The following is an 18,618-nucleotide window of genomic DNA, read 5'->3' on the forward strand; positions in this document are numbered from 1 at the left end:
ACGACTCAAGATGAATTTTTCCAAGTTCTTCATTTCGCGGCCGATCTTCGCAGCGGTGCTGTCGCTGTTGATCCTGATCGCCGGTGCGATCTCGCTGTTCCAATTGCCGATCAGCGAATACCCGGAAGTCGTGCCGCCGACCGTGGTGGTGCGTGCCAACTTCCCGGGCGCCAACCCCAAGGTCATCGGTGAAACCGTGGCCGCGCCGTTGGAGCAAGCCATCACCGGCGTCGAGGGCATGCTGTACATGTCCTCGCAATCGACTGCCGACGGCAAGCTGACCCTGACCATCACCTTCGCCCTGGGCACCGACCTGGACAATGCGCAGGTGCAGGTGCAAAACCGGGTGACGCGGACTCAGCCAAAACTGCCTGAGGAAGTGACGCGCATCGGTATCACCGTGGACAAGGCCTCCCCCGACCTGACCATGGTGGTGCACTTGACCTCCCCGGATCAGCGTTACGACATGCTGTACCTGTCCAACTACGCGATCCTCAATATCAAGGATGAGCTGGCCCGCTTGGGCGGCGTGGGCGACGTGCAGTTGTTCGGCATGGGCGACTACTCCCTGCGTGTATGGCTGGATCCGAACAAGACCGCCTCGCGCAACCTGACTGCGACCGATGTGGTCACCGCGATCCGTGAGCAGAACCGCCAGGTGGCAGCCGGTGCCCTCGGCGCCCAGCCCGCACCGTCTGACACCAGCTTCCAGTTGTCGGTGAACACCCAGGGTCGCCTGGTCACCGAGGAAGAGTTCGAGAACATTGTGATCCGCGCCGGCGCCAACGGTGAAATCACGCGCCTCAAGGACATCGCCCGGGTCGAGCTGGGGTCGAGCCAATACGCGCTGCGCTCGCTGATCGACAACCAGCCGGCCGTCGCGATTCCGATTTTCCAGCGTCCCGGCTCCAATGCCATCGACATCTCCAACGATGTGCGCAGCAAGATGGCCGAGCTGAAAAAGAGCTTCCCGGCCGGCATGGATTACCGCATCGCCTATGACCCGACGATCTTTGTGCGCGGTTCCATCGAAGCGGTGGTACACACCCTGTTCGAAGCGCTGATCCTCGTGGTGCTGGTGGTGATCCTGTTCCTGCAGACCTGGCGCGCCTCGATCATTCCGTTGGTGGCGGTGCCGGTATCGTTGATCGGTACCTTTGCGGTGATGCACCTGTTCGGGTTCTCGCTCAACGCGCTGTCGCTGTTCGGATTGGTACTGGCCATCGGTATCGTGGTGGACGACGCCATCGTGGTGGTGGAGAACGTCGAACGAAATATCGAGCTGGGCCTGGAGCCGTTCCCGGCGACTGAAAAAGCCATGAGCGAAGTGACCGGCCCGATCATCGCCACGGCGCTGGTGCTGTGTGCGGTGTTCATTCCAGCGGCGTTTATCAGTGGCTTGACCGGGCAGTTCTACAAACAGTTCGCCTTGACCATTGCGATCTCGACGGTGATCTCGGCGTTCAACTCGCTGACCCTGTCCCCTGCCCTGGCCGCCGTGTTGCTGCGCGGTCACGACGCACCGAAGGATCGCTTCTCGAAGGTCCTCGACAAGCTCCTCGGTGGCTGGCTGTTCCGTCCCTTCAACCGCTTTTTCGAAAAGTCCAGCCATGGCTACGTGAGTACCGTACGCCGGGTGATTCGCGGCACGGGCATTGCCCTGTTCGTGTACGCCGGCCTGATGGTGCTGACCTTCTTCGGGTTTGCCCACACCCCGACCGGCTTCGTACCGGCGCAGGATAAGCAATACCTGGTGGCCTTCGCCCAACTGCCCGACGCTGCGAGCCTGGACCGCACCGAAAACGTGATGAAGCGCATGTCGGAAATCGCCCTGAAGCAGCCCGGCGTGGAAAGCGCGATTGCGTTCCCCGGCCTATCAATCAACGGGTTCACCAACAGTCCGAACAGCGGCATTGTGTTCGTGACCTTGAAACCGTTCGATGAGCGTAAAGACGCAAGCATGTCCGCCGGGGCAATTGCCGGTGCGTTGAATGGCCAGTACGCCAACATCGAAGAAGCCTACATGGCGATCTTCCCACCGCCGCCGGTACAGGGCCTGGGCACCATCGGCGGGTTCCGCCTGCAGATCGAAGACCGTGGCAACCTGGGCTATGACGAGCTGTACAAAGAAGTGCAGAACGTCATCGCCAAGAGCCGCGGCGTGCCGGAGCTGTTCGGCCTGTTCACCAGCTACACGGTCAACGTGCCCCAGGTCGATGCCGCCATCGACCGCGAAAAGGCCAAGACCCACGGCGTGGCGATCAGCGACATCTTCGACACCCTGCAGGTCTACCTGGGTTCGTTGTATGCCAACGACTTCAACCGCTTCGGGCGTACCTACCAGGTCAACGTGCAGGCTGAGCAACAGTTCCGCCAGGAATCCGACCAGATCGGTCAGCTTAAAGTGCGCAACAACAAAGGCGAGATGATCCCGCTGGCGACCTTTATCAAGGTCAGCGACACCTCGGGGCCGGACCGCGTGATGCACTACAACGGCTTTATCACCGCCGAAATCAACGGCAACGCGGCACCGGGCTACAGCTCCGGCCAGGCCCAGGCGGCGATTGAAAAACTGTTGAAGGATGAACTGCCCAACGGCATGACCTACGAGTGGACCGACCTGACCTATCAGCAAATCCTCTCGGGCAACACCGCGCTGTTCGTGTTCCCGCTCTGCGTACTGCTGGCGTTCCTGGTTCTGGCCGCCCAATACGAAAGCTGGAGCCTGCCGCTGGCGGTGATCCTGATCGTACCGATGACGCTGCTGTCGGCCATTACCGGGGTGATCATCTCGGGTAGCGACAACAACATCTTCACCCAGATCGGCCTGATCGTACTGGTGGGCCTGGCATGCAAGAACGCGATTCTGATCGTCGAGTTCGCCAAGGACAAACAGCAGGAAGGCCTCGACCCGCTCGCTGCGGTCCTGGAAGCCTGCCGCTTGCGTCTGCGGCCGATCCTGATGACCTCGTTCGCCTTCATCATGGGTGTGGTGCCACTGGTGTTGTCCAGCGGTGCCGGTGCCGAGATGCGTCATGCCATGGGCGTGGCGGTGTTCTCCGGGATGATCGGGGTGACCTTCTTCGGTCTGTTGCTGACGCCAGTGTTCTACGTACTGATCCGTCGCTATGTGGAGCGCAGCGAAGCGCGCAAAGCGGCCAAGGCCTTGAAGCTGGAGACACAGCAATGAGCGTGAAAGTATTCCTGCCGAGCTTGCTGGTACTGGCGCTGAGCGCCTGTGCCGTGGGCCCGGACTACAAAACCCAGACCCCGGAGGCGGCGAACATCACCGCCGCCGCGGACGCCAAGCAGTATGACCACGCCAAGTTCGAAGGCATCTGGTGGCAGCAGTTCGACGACCCGACCCTCAACCAGTTGGTCACGCAATCGCTGCAAGGTAACCGTGACCTGCGCGTGGCGTTTGCCCGTCTGCGCGCTGCCCGTGCAATCCGCGATGACGCCAGCAACGATGCCATGCCGACGATTACCAGCCGCGTCAGCAGCGACCAGGGCAAGGGCCAGATCCCCGGCCAGACCACCAGCCGGGTCAAGACCGAGCGGTACGACCTGGGCCTGGACATGGCCTGGGAGCTGGACCTGTTCGGGCGCATCCAGCGCAACCTGGAAGCCACCGACGCCGACCAGCAAGCCGCCGAGGCCGACCTGTACCAACTGCAAGTCACCATGATTGCCGAACTGGTGGACGCCTACGGCCAACTGCGCGGCGCGCAACTGCGGGAACGCATCGCCCTCGACAACCTGAAGAACCAGCAGGACTCGCGCACCATCACCGTCAGCCTGCGCGACGCCGGTGTGGGTGACCAACTCGACGTGGAGCGCGCCGACGCACGCCTCGCCGCAGTGGAAGCCAGCGTGCCGCAACTGCAGGCCGAACAGGTGCGTGAGCGTAACCGCATCGCCACCCTCCTCGGCCAGCGTCCCGACAAGCTGACGGTGGACCTGAGCCCGAAAGACCTGCCGGCGATTGCCAAGGCGTTGCCGATCGGCGACCCGGGGCAACTGCTGCAACGGCGCCCGGACATCCTCAGCGCCGAACGCAAACTGGCCGCCGCCACCGCGCGTATCGGCGTGGCCAAGGCCGACCTGTTCCCACGGGTCAGCCTCAGCGGCTTCCTCGGCTTCACCGCCGGGCGCGGTTCACAGATCGGCTCGTCCGCCGCGAATGCCTGGGCACTCGGCCCGAGCATCACCTGGGCCGCCTTCGACCTGGGCAGCGTACGCGCCCGCCTGCGTGGCGCAGACGCCGAAGCCGATGGCGCCCTGGCGACCTACGAGCAACAAGTGCTGCTGGCGCTGGAAGAGTCCGAGAATGCCTTCAGTGATTACGGCAAGCGTCAGCAACGCCTGGTCTCGCTGATCCGCCAAAGCGAATCCAGCCGCGCCGCCGCCGACCTCGCCGCGATCCGTTACCGCGAAGGCACCGTGGACTTCCTCGTCCTGCTCGACGCGCAACGCGAACGCCTCGCCGCCGAAGACTCCCAGGCCCAGGCCGAAGTGGACCTGTATCGCGGGATTGTGGCGATCTACAAGGCGCTGGGGGGTGGCTGGAAGCCGGACACCGTCGTGGCGACTGCCCAGTAACGTAAAGAGCTCCTTTGGTTGGTCGCATCCAGCCAATTTTTAGCCCCGTGGTCTATTTGGTCATGGGGCTTTTTTTTGGCTGCAGCAACGCCAGAGCGCCAACCTCCATGTTGGGTTGGCCGGGTGGCTACCTGGTCGCTCTGATTTGCTGATCAACGTGAAAACGCATCGGAATATTGACCTTCGACGCGGCTTTGTCAGCGATCTCCACAGTAGTCCATTCGAACATTCTGGAAACCCAATAGGTTAGCTCACCCTCCTCGACCATCACCTCATAGCGCCCGTTCGTGTCCGGAACCAAGCGTGCTTCGCGCATCAACGGTATCAACGGCTTGAGACGCTCGGGGTCGGTGATATTAAAGGCGATGTTCAGTTGCTTGAGGCGGTCGGCTTCGTCGAAGTACGCCTCCACCACGTAGATCGGCACATCGCCCAATTGATACGGGCGTGACGGTTCCAACGCGCGGTAGTAAGGCATCGGCACCGAATAGGAGAGGTTCCTCTCCAGTTCCACCTTCGGAAAATAACGTTGCAGGATGTCCATGACCTGCGAGCGAGGCATGCCTAGGGTGAAATCACCGATACCCAGGGCCGACCAGGCGGTGAGCGGGAACAAAGCGCAACAAATACAGATAAACCATGACTTAAGCACGACCTGTCTCCCTGAAGACTTATCCGGCATCGTTAAGAATCAAACTGCGGTAATGCCCAGGATTGGACCCCACCCACTTGCGAAACGCCTTGTAGAACGAACTGGTATCGGCAAACCCCAATCGCTCGGCGATCTGGGCAAAACTGATCTGCGGTTCAGCCAGCCACACGATCGCCAACTCCTTGCGCACGCTGTCCTTGAGCCCCTGGTAGCTCTGGCCTTCTTCCGCCAGGCGGCGGCGCAAGGTCGAGGCGGAAATACAGTGAATGGCAGCAAGGCCCTCGGTCTCAGGCCAAGTGTCGGGAGGCATTTGCCGCAGGTCGTGCTTGATGCGCGTAGCCAGGCTGTCCGGGTTGCGGTATTTGACCAGGATGTTGGCCGGCGCGTGGGCGAGGAAGCGCTTGAGTTCTTCCGGGCTGCGCTTGATCGGCAGGTCCAGGCAGTCAGCGGAAAAGATCATGCGGGTGCGTGGCCGATCAAAACGCAGGTTGTCCGAAAACATCACCTGGTAGTCATCGCAAAAGTCCGGCTGCGAGCAGCGCAGTTCGATGGCCAGGATCGGAATGCGTCGCCCCGCCAGCCAGCAGGCGACGCCGTGCACGATCATCCAATAGGTGAAATAGGTGAACGCTCGATTGGGCTCAGCTTCTGGTTCGTGCAACACGATTTCCGCCAGGCTCTGTTGACGCACCAGCTGGGCTGGCATGTGTTCCAGCATCAGTGAGAGGAAACCCAGGGCGGTTTGCAGGCCCGCCGCCAGGCTGGGTTGGGCAATGGCGGCGCGGCAAAGGAACTCGAGGCTGCCGGACTTGAGCTTGCGCGGGTCCATGCCGAAGAACTCATCGTCCATGCGCCTTGCCAGCAAACGCCACAAACGGGCGTAGGCAGTAGCCGGAACGCGGGCGTCGGGTTGCTCCAGCAATGCCGGATCGATACCGACCTTGCTCAACACTTCGACAGTGGCCGGACCCGGTGCGCAGCTTTGCAACAAGGCTTCGCGCACGAGGTGGAGGGAGATAGTGTCTTTTTCCAACATTGGCGCTGCCGTGCCCTGTGTGGCGTGAAGTGCGGCCATCTTAGGCAGTCACGCGGCAAAAGAGTAGGCACTCGGGTTTGGGTCTCGGGTATTCTGCGCCGGGATTTACCGACAGGGAGTTGTATCGATGAGTTGCTGGGAAGTACTTGGGCTGCCGTCCGACGCCGATGCTCGCAGTATCAAGCGCCAATACGCGGTGTTACTCAAACAGCATCGCCCGGACGAAGACCCTGTCGGCTTCCAGCGCCTGCGCGAGGCCTATGAGCACGCGCTGCAATGGAGCCGTTATGAAGCGCCCGTCGAAGTGCCGCAAGCGTTGCAGGTCGACACGGTGCTGCCCGCTACCGCCGAGCCCGACACGCGCTACGACCAGGCGCAGGCCCTGGTGGCCGATGCCACGCCGGCCAATCTCGCGCGTCTCTATCAGCACGCCCAGGACAATGAATGCACCGAGGCATTTGAAGCCTTGCTGCTGCAACGCTGCCTGAGTGGCACGGAACCCGCGATTGCGGACTGGGCCGTGACGCACTTGCACTGGCTCACCCCCTGGCAACGGGAAACCCCGGCGCGGCTGCCCGACTATCGCCTGGCCGCGCTGCTGGAGCAGATGTTTGCCCAGGTTGAGCAGCGGTTGACCGAATTACTCGATCAACAACAGGTCGAGGCCTTCAACGCCGCCCTGATCGAGTTGCATGACACCGAATGGCTCAAGCCCCTGGCGCGCCATGCGCGGCTCGATGACGTACTCGCGCGCACGCTGCTGGCCAGCACGTTCTGGTCCGAGGCGCTGTTTGAAAGCCTGTGCAGCGAGCAGGCCTGGTCCGATCAACACCTGGAAAACCACTGCCCCGAACCCGAATGGTCGGCGTTAAAGGCACGCCATGCACTGGAGCGTTTCAGTGCGCAGGCCTACCACCAGGCCAGCCTGAACAGCCGTGACCCGAAGGCGCGCGCGGCCAGGTTGCTGTTCGGCGACATGACACTGGAACAACGCCAACGCTTTGCTCGACGCTTCGGCGAGTCCGACTGGAATGCCTGCCGTACTCTCAGCGAAACCCTGCTCAACCAGTACCCGGCCCTGTGCGCACAGATGCCCGATGAAGACCCCTACTTCTGGCGCGACTGGGAACGCACCAGCCGCCCCTGGCCAATGTTTGTGGCGTTGCTGGGCATGGCCGTCGGCTGGGCGATCCACGACCAGCAACTGACCGACCACACCTTGATGGAATCCCTCGGCATGGTCCCAACCTGGGCCTTCCTGATCGCCATACCGGCGTTGCTCATCCTGGCGATCTGGCGCCCGGTCACTGATGGTTACGGCGAGATTGACGAGAAGCTCGCCGCCCACCTATCGCCCTGGCTGAGTTTTCGCCGGCCGCCGCCGTTGGTGATCCGCGAGATTCTGCCGTGCTGGGTGCTTGGCCTGTTGATCTGGATCATCCTCGGCAATTACGCGTTCGCCGGCTATGTGTTGACACTGCAGGGCCTGGGGCTGGCGCAGCGCGTGCTCGGGCGACCGTCGATACGTTCAGCACTGACGTGGCGTTGGCCTGCGCGACCGTCGACACGCCAATGGGCCACCTGCCTGGGCCTCGGCGCCCTGTTGTTGAGCGCCGCGCTGATATTCGCAAACAACCAACGCATCCACCGTGACGAGGGCTTGCAACCGTTTCTGATGAGCCCTTGCAGTGGCCTTAAAGCCGGCGCGCAGGGGTGTACACCATGAACCGCATCACCCTTGCTGCACTGTGCACCATCGTGCCCCTGGCGCTGAGCACCGTGGGCCTGCTGACGAATACCGATATGCTCGCCCCGCTGAAAACCTGGGCCAACCGCCCGGCAGCACTTGAACACCAGCAAGCCCAGGCGCTGCGTCCGGTGATCGACTGCCTCAACCGGGTCGACAGCAATTGGCGAGTGGCGTACTCCAACTACCGCAGCCGCAGCCCCCGCGCCAACGACCCGAGCCTGGATATCATCGAGCGTTTCCCCGAACGGTATCAGCGCGCACAGGGCCCGCAATTGAGCCTGCTGGACTACGACGCCAAACGCCCGGACCTGTGCCTGCTGACGTCCTCGCAAAGAAGCGCACTGCAAAAATACCTGCCGCAGATCGCCGCGCTTCGCAATGACTATATGGACCACCTGCTGCAGGTCTATTCATCGGTGAAAGAGTTCGACTTCTACCCCAACGCAACCGTCCCAGGCCTTACCCCTGCGCAGCGGGCGATCAGCGATGCGCGGTTCTTCCCTGTGGCGGAAAAATTCCTCACGGTCTCATCCGAACTGCGCGCCGCCGTGGACGCAGCCGACCGCCGGATACGCCTGCAACAGCTGCAACACTTGCAGGTGCGTGACGAACACCAAATGGCGCTTATCCCCGGCCTGATCTTGCAGACCCGCGACACGATGCACAGCCTTGACCCGCGATCCCCCAAGCAATTGGCGGACGCATTGAGCGACTTACAGCAGAGCTGGGATCACGCCCAGCAGTACCTGCGCCCCAACCTACCCATCTCCGACGCCAAGGCCCAACAGCTGTGGCAGCGGATTAGACAACCCGGTTACGACTACCTTGGCGCGCTGCAAACACTTGCCCGTCATTCAAGCGAACCCCCCGACCCAGAGCGGCTAAACGCCGATTACTTTGAAACACAACGCCGCTTTGACTTGCTGGTGGATACCTATAACCAGGCCGTCGGGCAGGACTACTGAACGGCCTTCTCCGGGCCGTTCAGCCGCTGTTCAGCAATCGTCAAGATTGTCTGTTTAGTAATGAGTATCATTATGTTACAACTTAGGTTCCTATCTAGTTACGCTCTGGTGCCGAATGCTTGTCCCCTTTCTCATCATGCTACGCGAAGGCATTGAAGCAGCATTGATCGTCGGCATCATCGCCAGTTACCTGCAACAGACCGGCCGTGGCCAGTGGATGCCGGCAGTGTGGATCGGGGTCTTCCTCGCCGCCGCGTTGGCGTTGCTGGTGGGCGGTGGCCTGGAACTGGTCAGCGCCGAGTTCCCGCAAAAACAACAGGAACTGTTCGAAGGCATTGTCGGTTTGGTCGCCGTGGGCATCCTCAGTTCCATGGTGTTCTGGATGCGCAAAGTGGCGCGCTCCATCAAGCATTCCCTGCACGCCTCGCTTGATCAGGCACTGACCGGTTCCAAACACCAGGTCATGGCATTGATCCTGATGGTGTTCTTCGCCGTCGCCCGCGAAGGCCTGGAAACCGTGTTCTTCCTGCTGGCAGTGTTCCAACAGAGCGAAGGCCCAGGCGCGCCGATCGGTGCCCTGCTCGGCCTGGTCCTGGCGATCATCGTCGGTTTCCTGATCTACACCGGCAGCATGCGCCTGAACCTCGGTGCTTTTTTCCGTTGGACCGGCCTGTTCATCCTCGTGGTAGCCGCCGGCATCCTGGCCAACTCGGTGCAAGCCCTGCACGAAGCGGGCGTGTGGAACCACTGGCAGACCGTGTTGTTCGATTTCAGCGCCGCATTGCCGATGGACAGCCCTCTGGGCTCAGTGCTGGCCGGCATGTTCGGCTACCAGGAAGCACCGACCATCAGCACCCTGGGCGCCTATCTGATTTATCTGATGGTGGCGCTGGTGATGTTTTTCCTGCCCGCGGCACCGGCCAAGCCTGCCGCCAGCCCTTCTTCCGTTTCCAGCCAGTAAGGACCGTCTCTTGTCCAACCCAACGCCTCAACCCGCTTCGCCCCCCCGCGCCCTGCGCTGGGCGCTGGCCGGCTCGGTGGTCGTGATGATCGCCGCCGGTGGCCTGTTCTATTACGCCTCGCAACTGGCGGCCAGCAAGCGTCAGACCAACCACGATGAAATCGCCGTGACCATCCATGGCCATGCCTGCGAGCCCAATGCATTGACCGTTCCGGCCGGGCGCGCGAGCTTTCGCATCATCAACCGTTCCGACCGCGCGGTGGAATGGGAAATCCTCGACGGCGTGCTGGTGGTCGAAGAGCGCGAAAACATCGCCCCCGGCCTGAGCCAGGTAATCAACGCCAACCTGTTGCCGGGGGACTATGCGATCACCTGCGGCCTGTTGAGCAACCCGCGCGGCACCCTGCATGTGACGCCGACCGCTGAATCCGATGCCCAGGCCAAGGCCAAGCCGTCGATGGTGGCGTTTATCGGCCCATTGTCGGAATTTCGCGTGTACCTGAGCAGCCAGGGCGGTGCCCTGGTCAAGGCCGTGACCGCCCTGCAACAGGCGATCGACGCTGGTGACCTGCCACAGGCGCAAGCGCTGTACGTTCCGGCCCGTGAGGCTTACCAACGTCTGGCCCCGGCCTCACAGCGTTTGGCCGAGCTGGACAACGCCATCAACGCCCGTGCCGACTATTTTGAAAAACGTGAGCAAGACCCGGCCTTCAGCGGCTTCCATCGCCTCGAATACAGCCTGTTCCAGCAACGCAGCCTTGATGGCCTGGCGCCGATTGCGCAGCGCCTGGTAACGGATGTCACCACCCTCAAGCAGCAATTGCTGGCGCAGTCCCTGCCGCCGGAGCAGTTGGTCAGCATCGTAGTGCGCAATCTCAACAGCCTGGCGGATGTACGTGCCATCAGCGGTGAAGAGGAGCGCTACAGCCATGTCGACCTGAATGGTTTCGCCGCGAACCTGGAGGCCGCGCACAAGGTGGTCGAGCTGATGCGTCCGCTGCTGACCAAGTCCGCCGCCGACCTGCTGCCGACAGTCGACAGCGCCCTCGCCGCCTTCGATACCGAGCTCCAGGGTTTCAAGCTCGACAAAGGCTACGCCACATACGACAGCGTTACCGCCGATCAGCGCAAGCAGATCGCAGACAAGGCCAAGGCTCTGGCCGCCGCACTCGATGGAATCGACCCCGCCCTTGGCCTCTCCGGCCTGCAGTGAAGACGACCGCACACATGAGTGATTCAGAACAGTTTTCAGCACAACGTCGCCGTGTCCTCCTGGGCATGGCCGCAACCGGTGCCGCCATCGCCGGCAGCACCCTGACCTGCCCGGCCATGGCGGCTGCCGCAGAGCAAGTCACTACCGCACCGCGCAGTGACAAGACCCAGGACCACCACGACTTCTTCGGCAAGCACCAAAGCGGCATCGTCACCCCGCGCCCGGCCTGCGGCATGGTCGTGGCGTTCGATGTCCTGGCCAGCGACCGCGAAGACCTGGAGCGCCTGTTCCGCACCTTGAACGAGCGCATCGGCTTCCTGATGACCGGCGGCACCGTGCCCCAGGTCGACCCGAAGCTGCCGCCCACCGACTCGGGGATCCTCGGCCCGGTGGTCACGCCAGATAACCTGACCATCACCGTGTCCGTCGGCGAATCGTTGTTCGATGAGCGCTTTGGCCTGGCCGCCGTCAAACCCAAGCGCCTGAGCCGCATGGTCGGCTTCCCCAACGATGCGCTGGAACCGGCGCAGTGCCATGGCGACCTGAGCCTGCAATTCAGCTCCAACACCACGGACACCAATATCCACGCCCTGCGCGACATCGTGAAGAACCTGCCCGACCTGTTGCTGGTGCGCTGGAAGCAGGAAGGCAGCGTGCCGCCCCAGGCGCCGGCCAAGCCCGGCGAGCCGGCGCAGAGCGCGCGCAACTTCCTGGGTTTTCGCGATGGTTCGGCCAACCCTAACTCCAACGACAGCAAGGCCATGGACCAGATTGTGTGGGTCCAACCCGGCAGCGACGAACCAAGCTGGGCGGCCCATGGCAGCTACCAGGCGGTGCGCATCATCCGCAACTTCGTCGAACGCTGGGACCGCACACCGCTGCAAGAGCAGGAAAGCATCATCGGCCGCGTCAAGCCCACCGGTGCCCCCATGGATGGCCAGAAAGAATCCCAGGTGCCCGACTACCGCAAGGACCCGGAAGGCAAGCTGACCAAGCTCGATGCCCATATCCGCCTGGCCAACCCGCGTACCCCGCAGACCCAGGCCAATCTGATCCTGCGTCGGCCGTTCAACTACTCCAACGGCGTCAATAAAAACGGTCAGCTGGACATGGGGCTGTTGTTCATCTGCTATCAGGCTGACCTGGAGAAAGGCTTTATCAGCGTGCAAACCCGGCTCAACGGCGAACCCTTGGAGGAATACCTCAAGCCGGTCGGCGGCGGGTACTTCTTCACGTTGCCGGGGGTCACGGGGCCCAAGGATTTCATTGGGCGCACGCTGCTCGCTGCCACGCACCTTCAAACCACTGCCAACACCTAAAACACACCAGAGCGGAAAACGTCCCATGAAGAAGTCGACTATCGCGTTGTCGTTGTTAATGACCCTTTCGCCGCTGGCAGCCTTCGCCGCCACCGCGCCGCTGGACCTGGTAGGCCCGGTGTCGGACTACAAGATCTACGTTACCGAGGAAATCGGCGAGCTGGTCACCCAGACCCAGGCCTTTACCGATGCCATCAACAAAGGCGACCTGGCCACCGCCAAGAAGCTCTACGCGCCGACCCGTGTGCACTATGAGTCCATCGAGCCGATCGCCGAGCTGTTCAGCGACCTCGACGCCTCGATCGACTCCCGTGTCGATGACCACGAAAAAGGCGTGACCGCCGAAGACTTCACCGGTTTCCACCGCATCGAGTACGCGCTGTTCTCGCAGAACTCGACCAAAGGCCTGGAAGCCCTGACGGCCAAGCTCAACACCGACGTCAACGACCTGAAAACCCGTGTCGATGGCCTGACTTTCCCGCCGGAGAAAGTTGTCGGCGGGGCCGCAGCGTTGCTGGAAGAAGTCGCGGCCACCAAGATCTCCGGTGAAGAAGACCGCTACAGCCACACCGACCTGTATGACTTCCAGGGCAACATCGACGGCGCGAAGAAAATCGTCGACCTGTTCCGTGGCCAGATCGAGAAACAGGACAAGGCCTTCCTGGCCAAGGTCGACAAGAACTTCGCCAGCGTGGACAAGATCCTGGCCAAGTACAAGACCAAGGACGGCGGCTTCGAGACCTACGACAAGGTCAAGGAAAACGACCGCAAGGCGCTGGTGGGTCCGGTTAACACCCTGGCCGAAGACCTGTCGACCCTGCGTGGCAAGCTGGGCCTGAACTGATCCGTGGTCGCCCAGGTTTGCAATGAGCCTGGGCGGCCCCTATCAATCCCGAACCCTGAAATGCTTCAGCGGTGCACCCTCAGGCTCGCCAGAGCTGGGATTGATCGCATACCACCCGGCATTTTTCTGGATCGCCTGGATTTCAAGAGCCCCCACGTTGCCCGTTCGAACGCCCGACACAGCCCTGAACGATCGAACGCCTCCCGGGAAGAGGCAACCTTGAACGCCCACCGCCCAGCGACACTTCTCGAATGCCGTGGTCGGCATATAGAGGCCGGGCGCCAGGCGAGCGACTTCACCTTTCATGATTTTGCGCATTGCATCGATGGTATTCGATCCCGATTTGAAGACGTCAACCGTACCGTCCAGAGGATTGAACAGGCTACGCAGCAACGGCGCGGCGTCTTTGAGCCCTGGCAGGCTGAATGACTTGCCATTGAACAGCACCAACTTTTTTACGCCGCGCAAAAATCGGCTCGCCCCACTCAGCCCTCCTGTGGCGGCGAACGAAGCGAAATCAATCAGCAAGCCCTTGAGTCCCTCCTTCACATTGCCTTGTGCAATATCTGAAATCGCCCCCACAAACGGGATCAGGCTCAGCATCATACGAGCGGTCTCGGCGTTGAACAGCTGACTGCCGGAGGTAAACGGATAGGTGCGTCGACTCTGTAAACCCGTGGGTTGGTTGGCAAACTCAATCAGCGCCTCGCGCTTGTCGTCAAAACTGTGCGCCAGCAAATCGCTGACAATTCGCTGGGTTTTGGTCGAAGCAAAGGTATCGGGCACACGCTGGATCGCCGTATCCCCAGGACGTGGCAGCGGCGTCGGCGGCAGTTCTGTGGAGGCTTTGTCGAGAATCACCTTCGATTTGGCCCCCGTACGCGGTGGCGAACCTGAACGGTAGGCCTTCACATCCAAGGCTTGTTCAGTCCCCAGCCGGAACGGAGTGCGCACATAAGCAAATGGCCCGTGGGGCTTGCGGCCCTCCTCGACAGTACCGTTGAGTGTCAACCGATAAGGCAAATCGGTGCGCTTGACCATCTGCATCGATCGCGGGAACACCTCGTAGTAACCGAACCTGGGTTCTACCGCGCCCGTTTCATAACGCAGCAGCAGACCATGCTTGCCGCAGTTTTCGTCGACTTTGGAGTCGGGGCCCTGATCGTCCTCCAGGGCTTCCCCGGTTTCCTGGCGTACGGTGAAAAATTCTATTTTGCCTGCCTCCAGCGCTAGACGTTCCTGCGCAGGCAACTGGGCAATCATCAGTTTCAATGCAGTAGCCTGAGCCACGCGGGTATCGGCAATGTGCCGATCAACGGCGGCCTCCACCAATGGGGCAATCTCTGGCACCTGCCGGATGCGCGCCTCGAAGGTTGCCTGGGAAACTCCAGGATGGGTGAACCGGTAGCGTCGCTCCCCACTGATCCGGGTATTGAGCCAATGATCGACGGCCAGCAACGGGTCATCGCGAACCTGCTCCGTCAGAATGACATCGGTCAGCAACGGCCGACGGGATTCCAAGTGAGCATGCTGGCGAGGATCAAAGGGCACGTCAGTGTCCAGTTCAAGCCTGAATTCACGTATTTCATCGGCGGTCATTTCCGGGAACAACGGCACCAGTTGCTCGATCAGCAAGCTGCGCTGAGTCGGCGGCTCTTTCGTCAGCGTGCTGAAGGCCTCGCGGATCTGCTTCTCCCGCGAGGTAAAGGCCTGTGCTGCGGCCTGATAATCCCCTGGGGAGTACTGGCCGTCGTGGGTCATGGGGAAAATACCGGTCATGACCGCCCAGTCCAACAAGGGCCTCGTCGCCAGGGTCTTGAGCAGCGTCTCTTGTGTTGCACCACCCGCGTCAAGCCGCGAGAGGGCCATGATTTGCGTAAGGTTCATCAATCGCGAACTGCCCGCGCCGGACAGTGCATCGGCTATTGCGCAGCCCAGGCGCATTTCCAGCCAGCCGGTGGAGCCGATCTTGATGCTTTGCGGGTCACGGTTGAAGGCCTGCGCGGCCTCCCTCGGCACATCCGGATCGGCCTTGATCAGCATCTCCGGTGCGCAGTGGGCCAGGAACAGGTGGGCGAACAGGGACGAAAGCGTGGCATCGACCCCTTTGCTTTCCAGGTGTTTTTCCACGTCCTGGCGCACATCCTTGAGTGTGCGGCCCAGGTTGCCTGGCTGGTAAAGCCAATACCCGGCCACCACGCCTGGCTGGCCGGGCACTGGAGCGTTCACACTCAGCTTCAGCGCCGCCGCGAGGAGTTGATGGCGCTTGGCTTTACTCAAGGGCTGGCCGTCGGCCACGGCGTAAAGCTTCAGCCGCTTGGCCAATTCGTCGGCCTTGGCGATACACGGTGGCGAATCGAAAAAGTCGGCAAGACGGCGGTCCGGATCATGCGGCGATTGCTCAACCACACTGGAGCCTGTAAAGCGTCCAAGCAATGACACCACCGCTGGCGCCATGCCTTTCAATACCTCACGAGCATCGGCCGACAAAGCGGCGCCCACGCTCTGCTCATAGGGCAGCATGGCTGCGTAATCGGCTGCCGGCAGCGGCGGCGGGAACGACGTATTGAACCAACTCAATGTGGCACGCACGTCACTCACGGTCTGCGGCACATCAGGGGCATAAAACGCCAACGCCTGCCGCGCGTCATAGGTGCGAGTGCTGTACAGGGCATTCCCGGTCTTGCCACTCATCTGCAGCAAATCATCGAGATTCGCGTTCATCTGGCGGGCAGACTGTTGTGCTTCTTCGCTGCCGGCGGCCAGGGTTTTCTGGATTTCATCGTCGAAATACGCCTGCAACGATCGCCATGGACCGGCAGCGTTGCGCATCTGGAACTCCCCCTCGGACAACCTGTATGTGCGGCCCTCTCCCGCGAACCCCACTTTCGTCAGGAAATCCCGGAAGGTCGGCGTCGTCAGAAAGGCATTGAACTGCTTTCGTGCCTCTTGACTGAGTTGATCCAGGGTCGATCCCCTCGCAACGGAGACCGTATGGTTATCCAGCTTGAGTGATTCGCCGTCCGCCTTGCCCGCGATCATCGGCCGCAACTGGCCAACCAATTGCCGGCGCACTGCCTGGTCATCGTTCTGTTGCAGCAGGAGCTTGAACTGTTTCTCCCACTGATCACGCAAGGTGGAAGAAATCGCGGGCCATCCCTCGCGCTTGAGTTGTATGCCCGTTGCCGCCGAGGCCCGTTCATTGAGCGGCGGCCTTACCCCGTAGAAATCCAGCACCACGTCCCGTGGCACCGCACCTTGGGTCGGGCTTTCAGCAACGGGCACACCCAGGTCATGGGGTGACAGAACCTGCTGGATGGCGTTGATCTTTGTGCTCACCTCCCACCAGCCCGAACCATCCGTGGCTGTAAACCGCTCAAAGGTATCCTTGCCATCACGCGTCACCGTGCCTGCCACCGAATCTCGAAAGACCCGCACGGTCGACAGCTTCAGGCCCTTGGCTTCAAACCAGGCAAGCACGGCCGGCTCATTGATTGCGGCGTTGTACATCTGGAGAAAGGGGGCGATGGATGCATTGGGCGGGATGAGGTTTTCGGGCGCGCTGCCCGTGGTCAACCACTGAACCAGCCTTTTGTGCAGCGTGATATCCGCGGCAGCGGCAACAGCGGCGCTGGGGAAATGGCGCCGAGACGTTACGGTATCCAAAGCAGCACGTTTGGACCGGCTGTCAGGTACAGCGACAGGGTGCAACACCGCCCCCTGGGAGGGCGTCTGAAACTCACTGAGCGCCGGGACAGTACTGTTGAATCGAGTGGTGTACATATCTATTAACCCCTGGCCAATTGAACGGCGAGAGTTCTAGTCCCTTAGAACAGTCAATAGAAAACGTACAGCACACGCCAAAGCCGCTGCAGAGGCAAAGTCTCAAGAAGTCGAGTCTGCCGCAACGCACCCGTTACTAGAGAATTCGGTACAACAACCGCTCGATTCGTACACGGCTGACACGGCGCAAAAACTTGCCGACGGCCTCGGGATAATCCACCAGGGTTTGCAAATCCTGGTAACGCTCGATCCGCGTAGTGTGCTGGAAAATCTGCGCCAGCTCGGCACGTCGCGGTTCCAGCCACTGGCCTTGCGGGTCATCGACGAGCAAGGCGTTTTCCAGATCAAGGCGGAACGCCCGAGGGTTGAGGTTATTGCCGGTGAGCAAGGTGTAGCGTTGGTCGACCCACATACCCTTGAGGTGGTAGGTGTTGTCACCGTCGCGCCACAGGTGCAGGTTCAACTGGCCGCTGTCGATCACCGATTGATGGCGTTTTGCGAAACGGCGCAGGCTGATTTCGTAGAGATACGGCAGTGCCGAGATCACCTTGAAGGGTTCGCTGGGCGGGATGTAGAAATCGTTGGCGGTTTTGTCGCCGACGATGATGTCGACCGTCACCCCACGCGCGAGGGCGCGGTTGATTTCCCGGGTCACCGGCAGCGGCAGGTTGAAGTACGGTGTGCAGATAGTCAGTTGATGCTGGGCGCTGGCGATCAGTTCGAGGATCACCCGGTTCAACGGGTTGTTCTTGCCCACGCCGAGCAACGGGCTGACCGACAGGTGACCGTTGGGTAACTGCCCTGCGGTGGTGTCGTAGGCCGCGTGCTTGAGGCGGCTGCGCAGGTCGCCGATGTCGTTGCGCAGGCTGCGGGTGGTCGGCAGGTTGGGCAGGTCGAGACGGTGCACGGCCTTGGAGGTCACCAGGCCGTGCTCCACCAGATGCTGCATCGAATCGGCCAACGGCTGACTGTGGATCAGGTGATAACGGTCGAAGCGGTATTTATCGAACTTGTGCAGGTACACGTTGTTCAGGCTGGCACCGCTGTACAGCACGCTGTCATCGATCACAAAGCCCTTGAGGTGCAGTACGCCGAACAGCTCGCGGGTTTGCACCGGCACGCCATACACCGGCACTTCACTGGCATGGCGCTGCGTCATGGCCTGGTACCAGGCGCTGTTGCCCGGTTGCTTGCCGGCGCCAATCAGCCCGCGCTGGGCGCGCAGCCAGTCGACCACTACCACGATGTCCAGCTCCGGCCGCGCCGCCTTGGCGGCGTGCAGGGCGTCGTAGATCTCCTGCCCTGCTTCGTCCTGCTGCAGGTACAACGCAACGATGTAGATGCGTCGAGTGGCCTGGGCAATTTTTTCCAGCAGGCAGCGGCGAAACGCGTCAGCGCCGGACAGCACGTCAAGGGCGTCGGGAGTGAGGGGGAAGCCACGCAGCTTGGGCAACAGGGAGCGTTTGAAGAACGACGGCATAGGGCTCGCAATG

Annotated in this window: 12 protein-coding genes; 8 read left to right on the top strand and 4 right to left on the bottom strand. The window is 61.5% G+C overall.

The window, feature by feature from the left end:
* Positions 1 to 10 precede the first annotated feature (10 nt).
* Both ACHPFG_RS16385 and ACHPFG_RS16390 read left to right on the top strand, forming a co-directional pair.
* Positions 11 to 3,190, top strand: coding sequence for an efflux RND transporter permease subunit (locus ACHPFG_RS16385; protein WP_431699805.1), 3,180 nt, complete (start codon positions 11 to 13; stop codon positions 3,188 to 3,190).
* Positions 3,187 to 4,602: an efflux transporter outer membrane subunit gene (locus ACHPFG_RS16390; RefSeq protein WP_092489102.1), complete on the top strand. Its 1,416-nt coding sequence runs from the start codon at positions 3,187 to 3,189 to the stop codon at positions 4,600 to 4,602. Before ACHPFG_RS16385 ends, ACHPFG_RS16390 begins: the two co-directional genes overlap by 4 nt.
* A 127-nt stretch (positions 4,603 to 4,729) precedes the next feature.
* On the opposite strand, the gene ACHPFG_RS16395 is transcribed toward ACHPFG_RS16390, so the two are convergent.
* Positions 4,730 to 5,254, bottom strand: a complete 525-nt coding sequence (locus ACHPFG_RS16395; protein WP_431699806.1) for a hypothetical protein — start codon at positions 5,252 to 5,254, stop codon at positions 4,730 to 4,732.
* Positions 5,255 to 5,273: 19 nt separating this feature from the next.
* Positions 5,274 to 6,290 carry an AraC family transcriptional regulator gene (locus ACHPFG_RS16400; protein ID WP_431703483.1) on the bottom strand — a complete coding sequence of 339 codons (1,017 nt, stop codon included), beginning with the start codon at positions 6,288 to 6,290 and terminating at the stop codon, positions 5,274 to 5,276.
* A gap of 127 nt (positions 6,291 to 6,417) precedes the next feature.
* Here ACHPFG_RS16400 and ACHPFG_RS16405 point away from each other — a divergent pair, with 127 nt between their 5' ends.
* The 6 genes from ACHPFG_RS16405 to efeO (ACHPFG_RS16430) all read left to right on the top strand — a co-directional run bounded on the left by ACHPFG_RS16405 (position 6,418) and on the right by efeO (ACHPFG_RS16430) (position 13,342).
* On the top strand, positions 6,418 to 8,016 hold the full coding sequence (locus ACHPFG_RS16405; RefSeq protein ID WP_431699807.1) for a J domain-containing protein: 1,599 nt from the start codon (positions 6,418 to 6,420) through the stop codon (positions 8,014 to 8,016).
* Complete coding sequence (locus tag ACHPFG_RS16410; protein WP_259242485.1) at positions 8,013 to 9,005, top strand: hypothetical protein; 993 nt, start codon at positions 8,013 to 8,015, stop codon at positions 9,003 to 9,005. The genes ACHPFG_RS16405 and ACHPFG_RS16410 overlap by 4 nt, the downstream gene beginning before the upstream one ends.
* A 115-nt stretch (positions 9,006 to 9,120) precedes the next feature.
* On the top strand, positions 9,121 to 9,966 hold the full coding sequence (gene efeU, locus ACHPFG_RS16415) for an iron uptake transporter permease EfeU (RefSeq protein WP_431699808.1): 846 nt from the start codon (positions 9,121 to 9,123) through the stop codon (positions 9,964 to 9,966).
* A gap of 10 nt (positions 9,967 to 9,976) precedes the next feature.
* Entirely contained in the window at positions 9,977 to 11,179 is a 1,203-nt protein-coding gene (efeO, locus tag ACHPFG_RS16420; RefSeq protein WP_431699809.1) for an iron uptake system protein EfeO, read from the top strand.
* A 14-nt stretch (positions 11,180 to 11,193) separates the two neighbouring features.
* Positions 11,194 to 12,498 (top strand): iron uptake transporter deferrochelatase/peroxidase subunit, encoded by a 1,305-nt coding sequence (gene efeB, locus ACHPFG_RS16425; protein ID WP_431699810.1) that lies wholly within the window; start codon positions 11,194 to 11,196, stop codon positions 12,496 to 12,498.
* 25 nt (positions 12,499 to 12,523) lie between these two features.
* Positions 12,524 to 13,342 carry an iron uptake system protein EfeO gene (efeO, locus tag ACHPFG_RS16430; protein ID WP_431699811.1) on the top strand — a complete coding sequence of 273 codons (819 nt, stop codon included), beginning with the start codon at positions 12,524 to 12,526 and terminating at the stop codon, positions 13,340 to 13,342.
* Between the two features lie 42 nt (positions 13,343 to 13,384).
* Here efeO (ACHPFG_RS16430) and ACHPFG_RS16435 read toward each other — a convergent pair whose 3' ends face one another.
* Positions 13,385 to 17,053, bottom strand: a complete 3,669-nt coding sequence (locus tag ACHPFG_RS16435; RefSeq protein WP_431699812.1) for a hypothetical protein — start codon at positions 17,051 to 17,053, stop codon at positions 13,385 to 13,387.
* A 208-nt stretch (positions 17,054 to 17,261) separates the two neighbouring features.
* Positions 17,262 to 18,605: a CDP-diacylglycerol--serine O-phosphatidyltransferase gene (gene pssA / locus ACHPFG_RS16440; RefSeq protein ID WP_431699813.1), complete on the bottom strand. Its 1,344-nt coding sequence runs from the start codon at positions 18,603 to 18,605 to the stop codon at positions 17,262 to 17,264.
* Between the last annotated feature and the right edge of the window lie 13 nt (positions 18,606 to 18,618).

Origin of the sequence: Pseudomonas sp. BR20 (assembly GCF_050780135.1) — a bacterium.
Classification (GTDB): Bacteria; Pseudomonadota; Gammaproteobacteria; order Pseudomonadales; family Pseudomonadaceae; genus Aquipseudomonas.

What these genes read in the sequence shown, in the direction of transcription:
- ACHPFG_RS16385 (WP_431699805.1), top strand. Translation starts at nt 11, where the DNA reads ATGAATTTTTCCAAGTTCTTCATTTCGCGGCCGATCTTCGCAGCGGTG.
- ACHPFG_RS16390 (WP_092489102.1), top strand. Translation starts at nt 3,187, where the DNA reads ATGAGCGTGAAAGTATTCCTGCCGAGCTTGCTGGTACTGGCGCTGAGC.
- ACHPFG_RS16400 (WP_431703483.1), bottom strand. Translation starts at nt 6,290, where the DNA reads ATGTTGGAAAAAGACACTATCTCCCTCCACCTCGTGCGCGAAGCCTTG.
- ACHPFG_RS16405 (WP_431699807.1), top strand. Translation starts at nt 6,418, where the DNA reads ATGAGTTGCTGGGAAGTACTTGGGCTGCCGTCCGACGCCGATGCTCGC.
- ACHPFG_RS16410 (WP_259242485.1), top strand. Translation starts at nt 8,013, where the DNA reads ATGAACCGCATCACCCTTGCTGCACTGTGCACCATCGTGCCCCTGGCG.
- efeU (WP_431699808.1), top strand. Translation starts at nt 9,121, where the DNA reads ATGCTTGTCCCCTTTCTCATCATGCTACGCGAAGGCATTGAAGCAGCA.
- efeB (WP_431699810.1), top strand. Translation starts at nt 11,194, where the DNA reads ATGAGTGATTCAGAACAGTTTTCAGCACAACGTCGCCGTGTCCTCCTG.
- efeO (WP_431699811.1), top strand. Translation starts at nt 12,524, where the DNA reads ATGAAGAAGTCGACTATCGCGTTGTCGTTGTTAATGACCCTTTCGCCG.
- pssA (WP_431699813.1), bottom strand. Translation starts at nt 18,605, where the DNA reads ATGCCGTCGTTCTTCAAACGCTCCCTGTTGCCCAAGCTGCGTGGCTTC.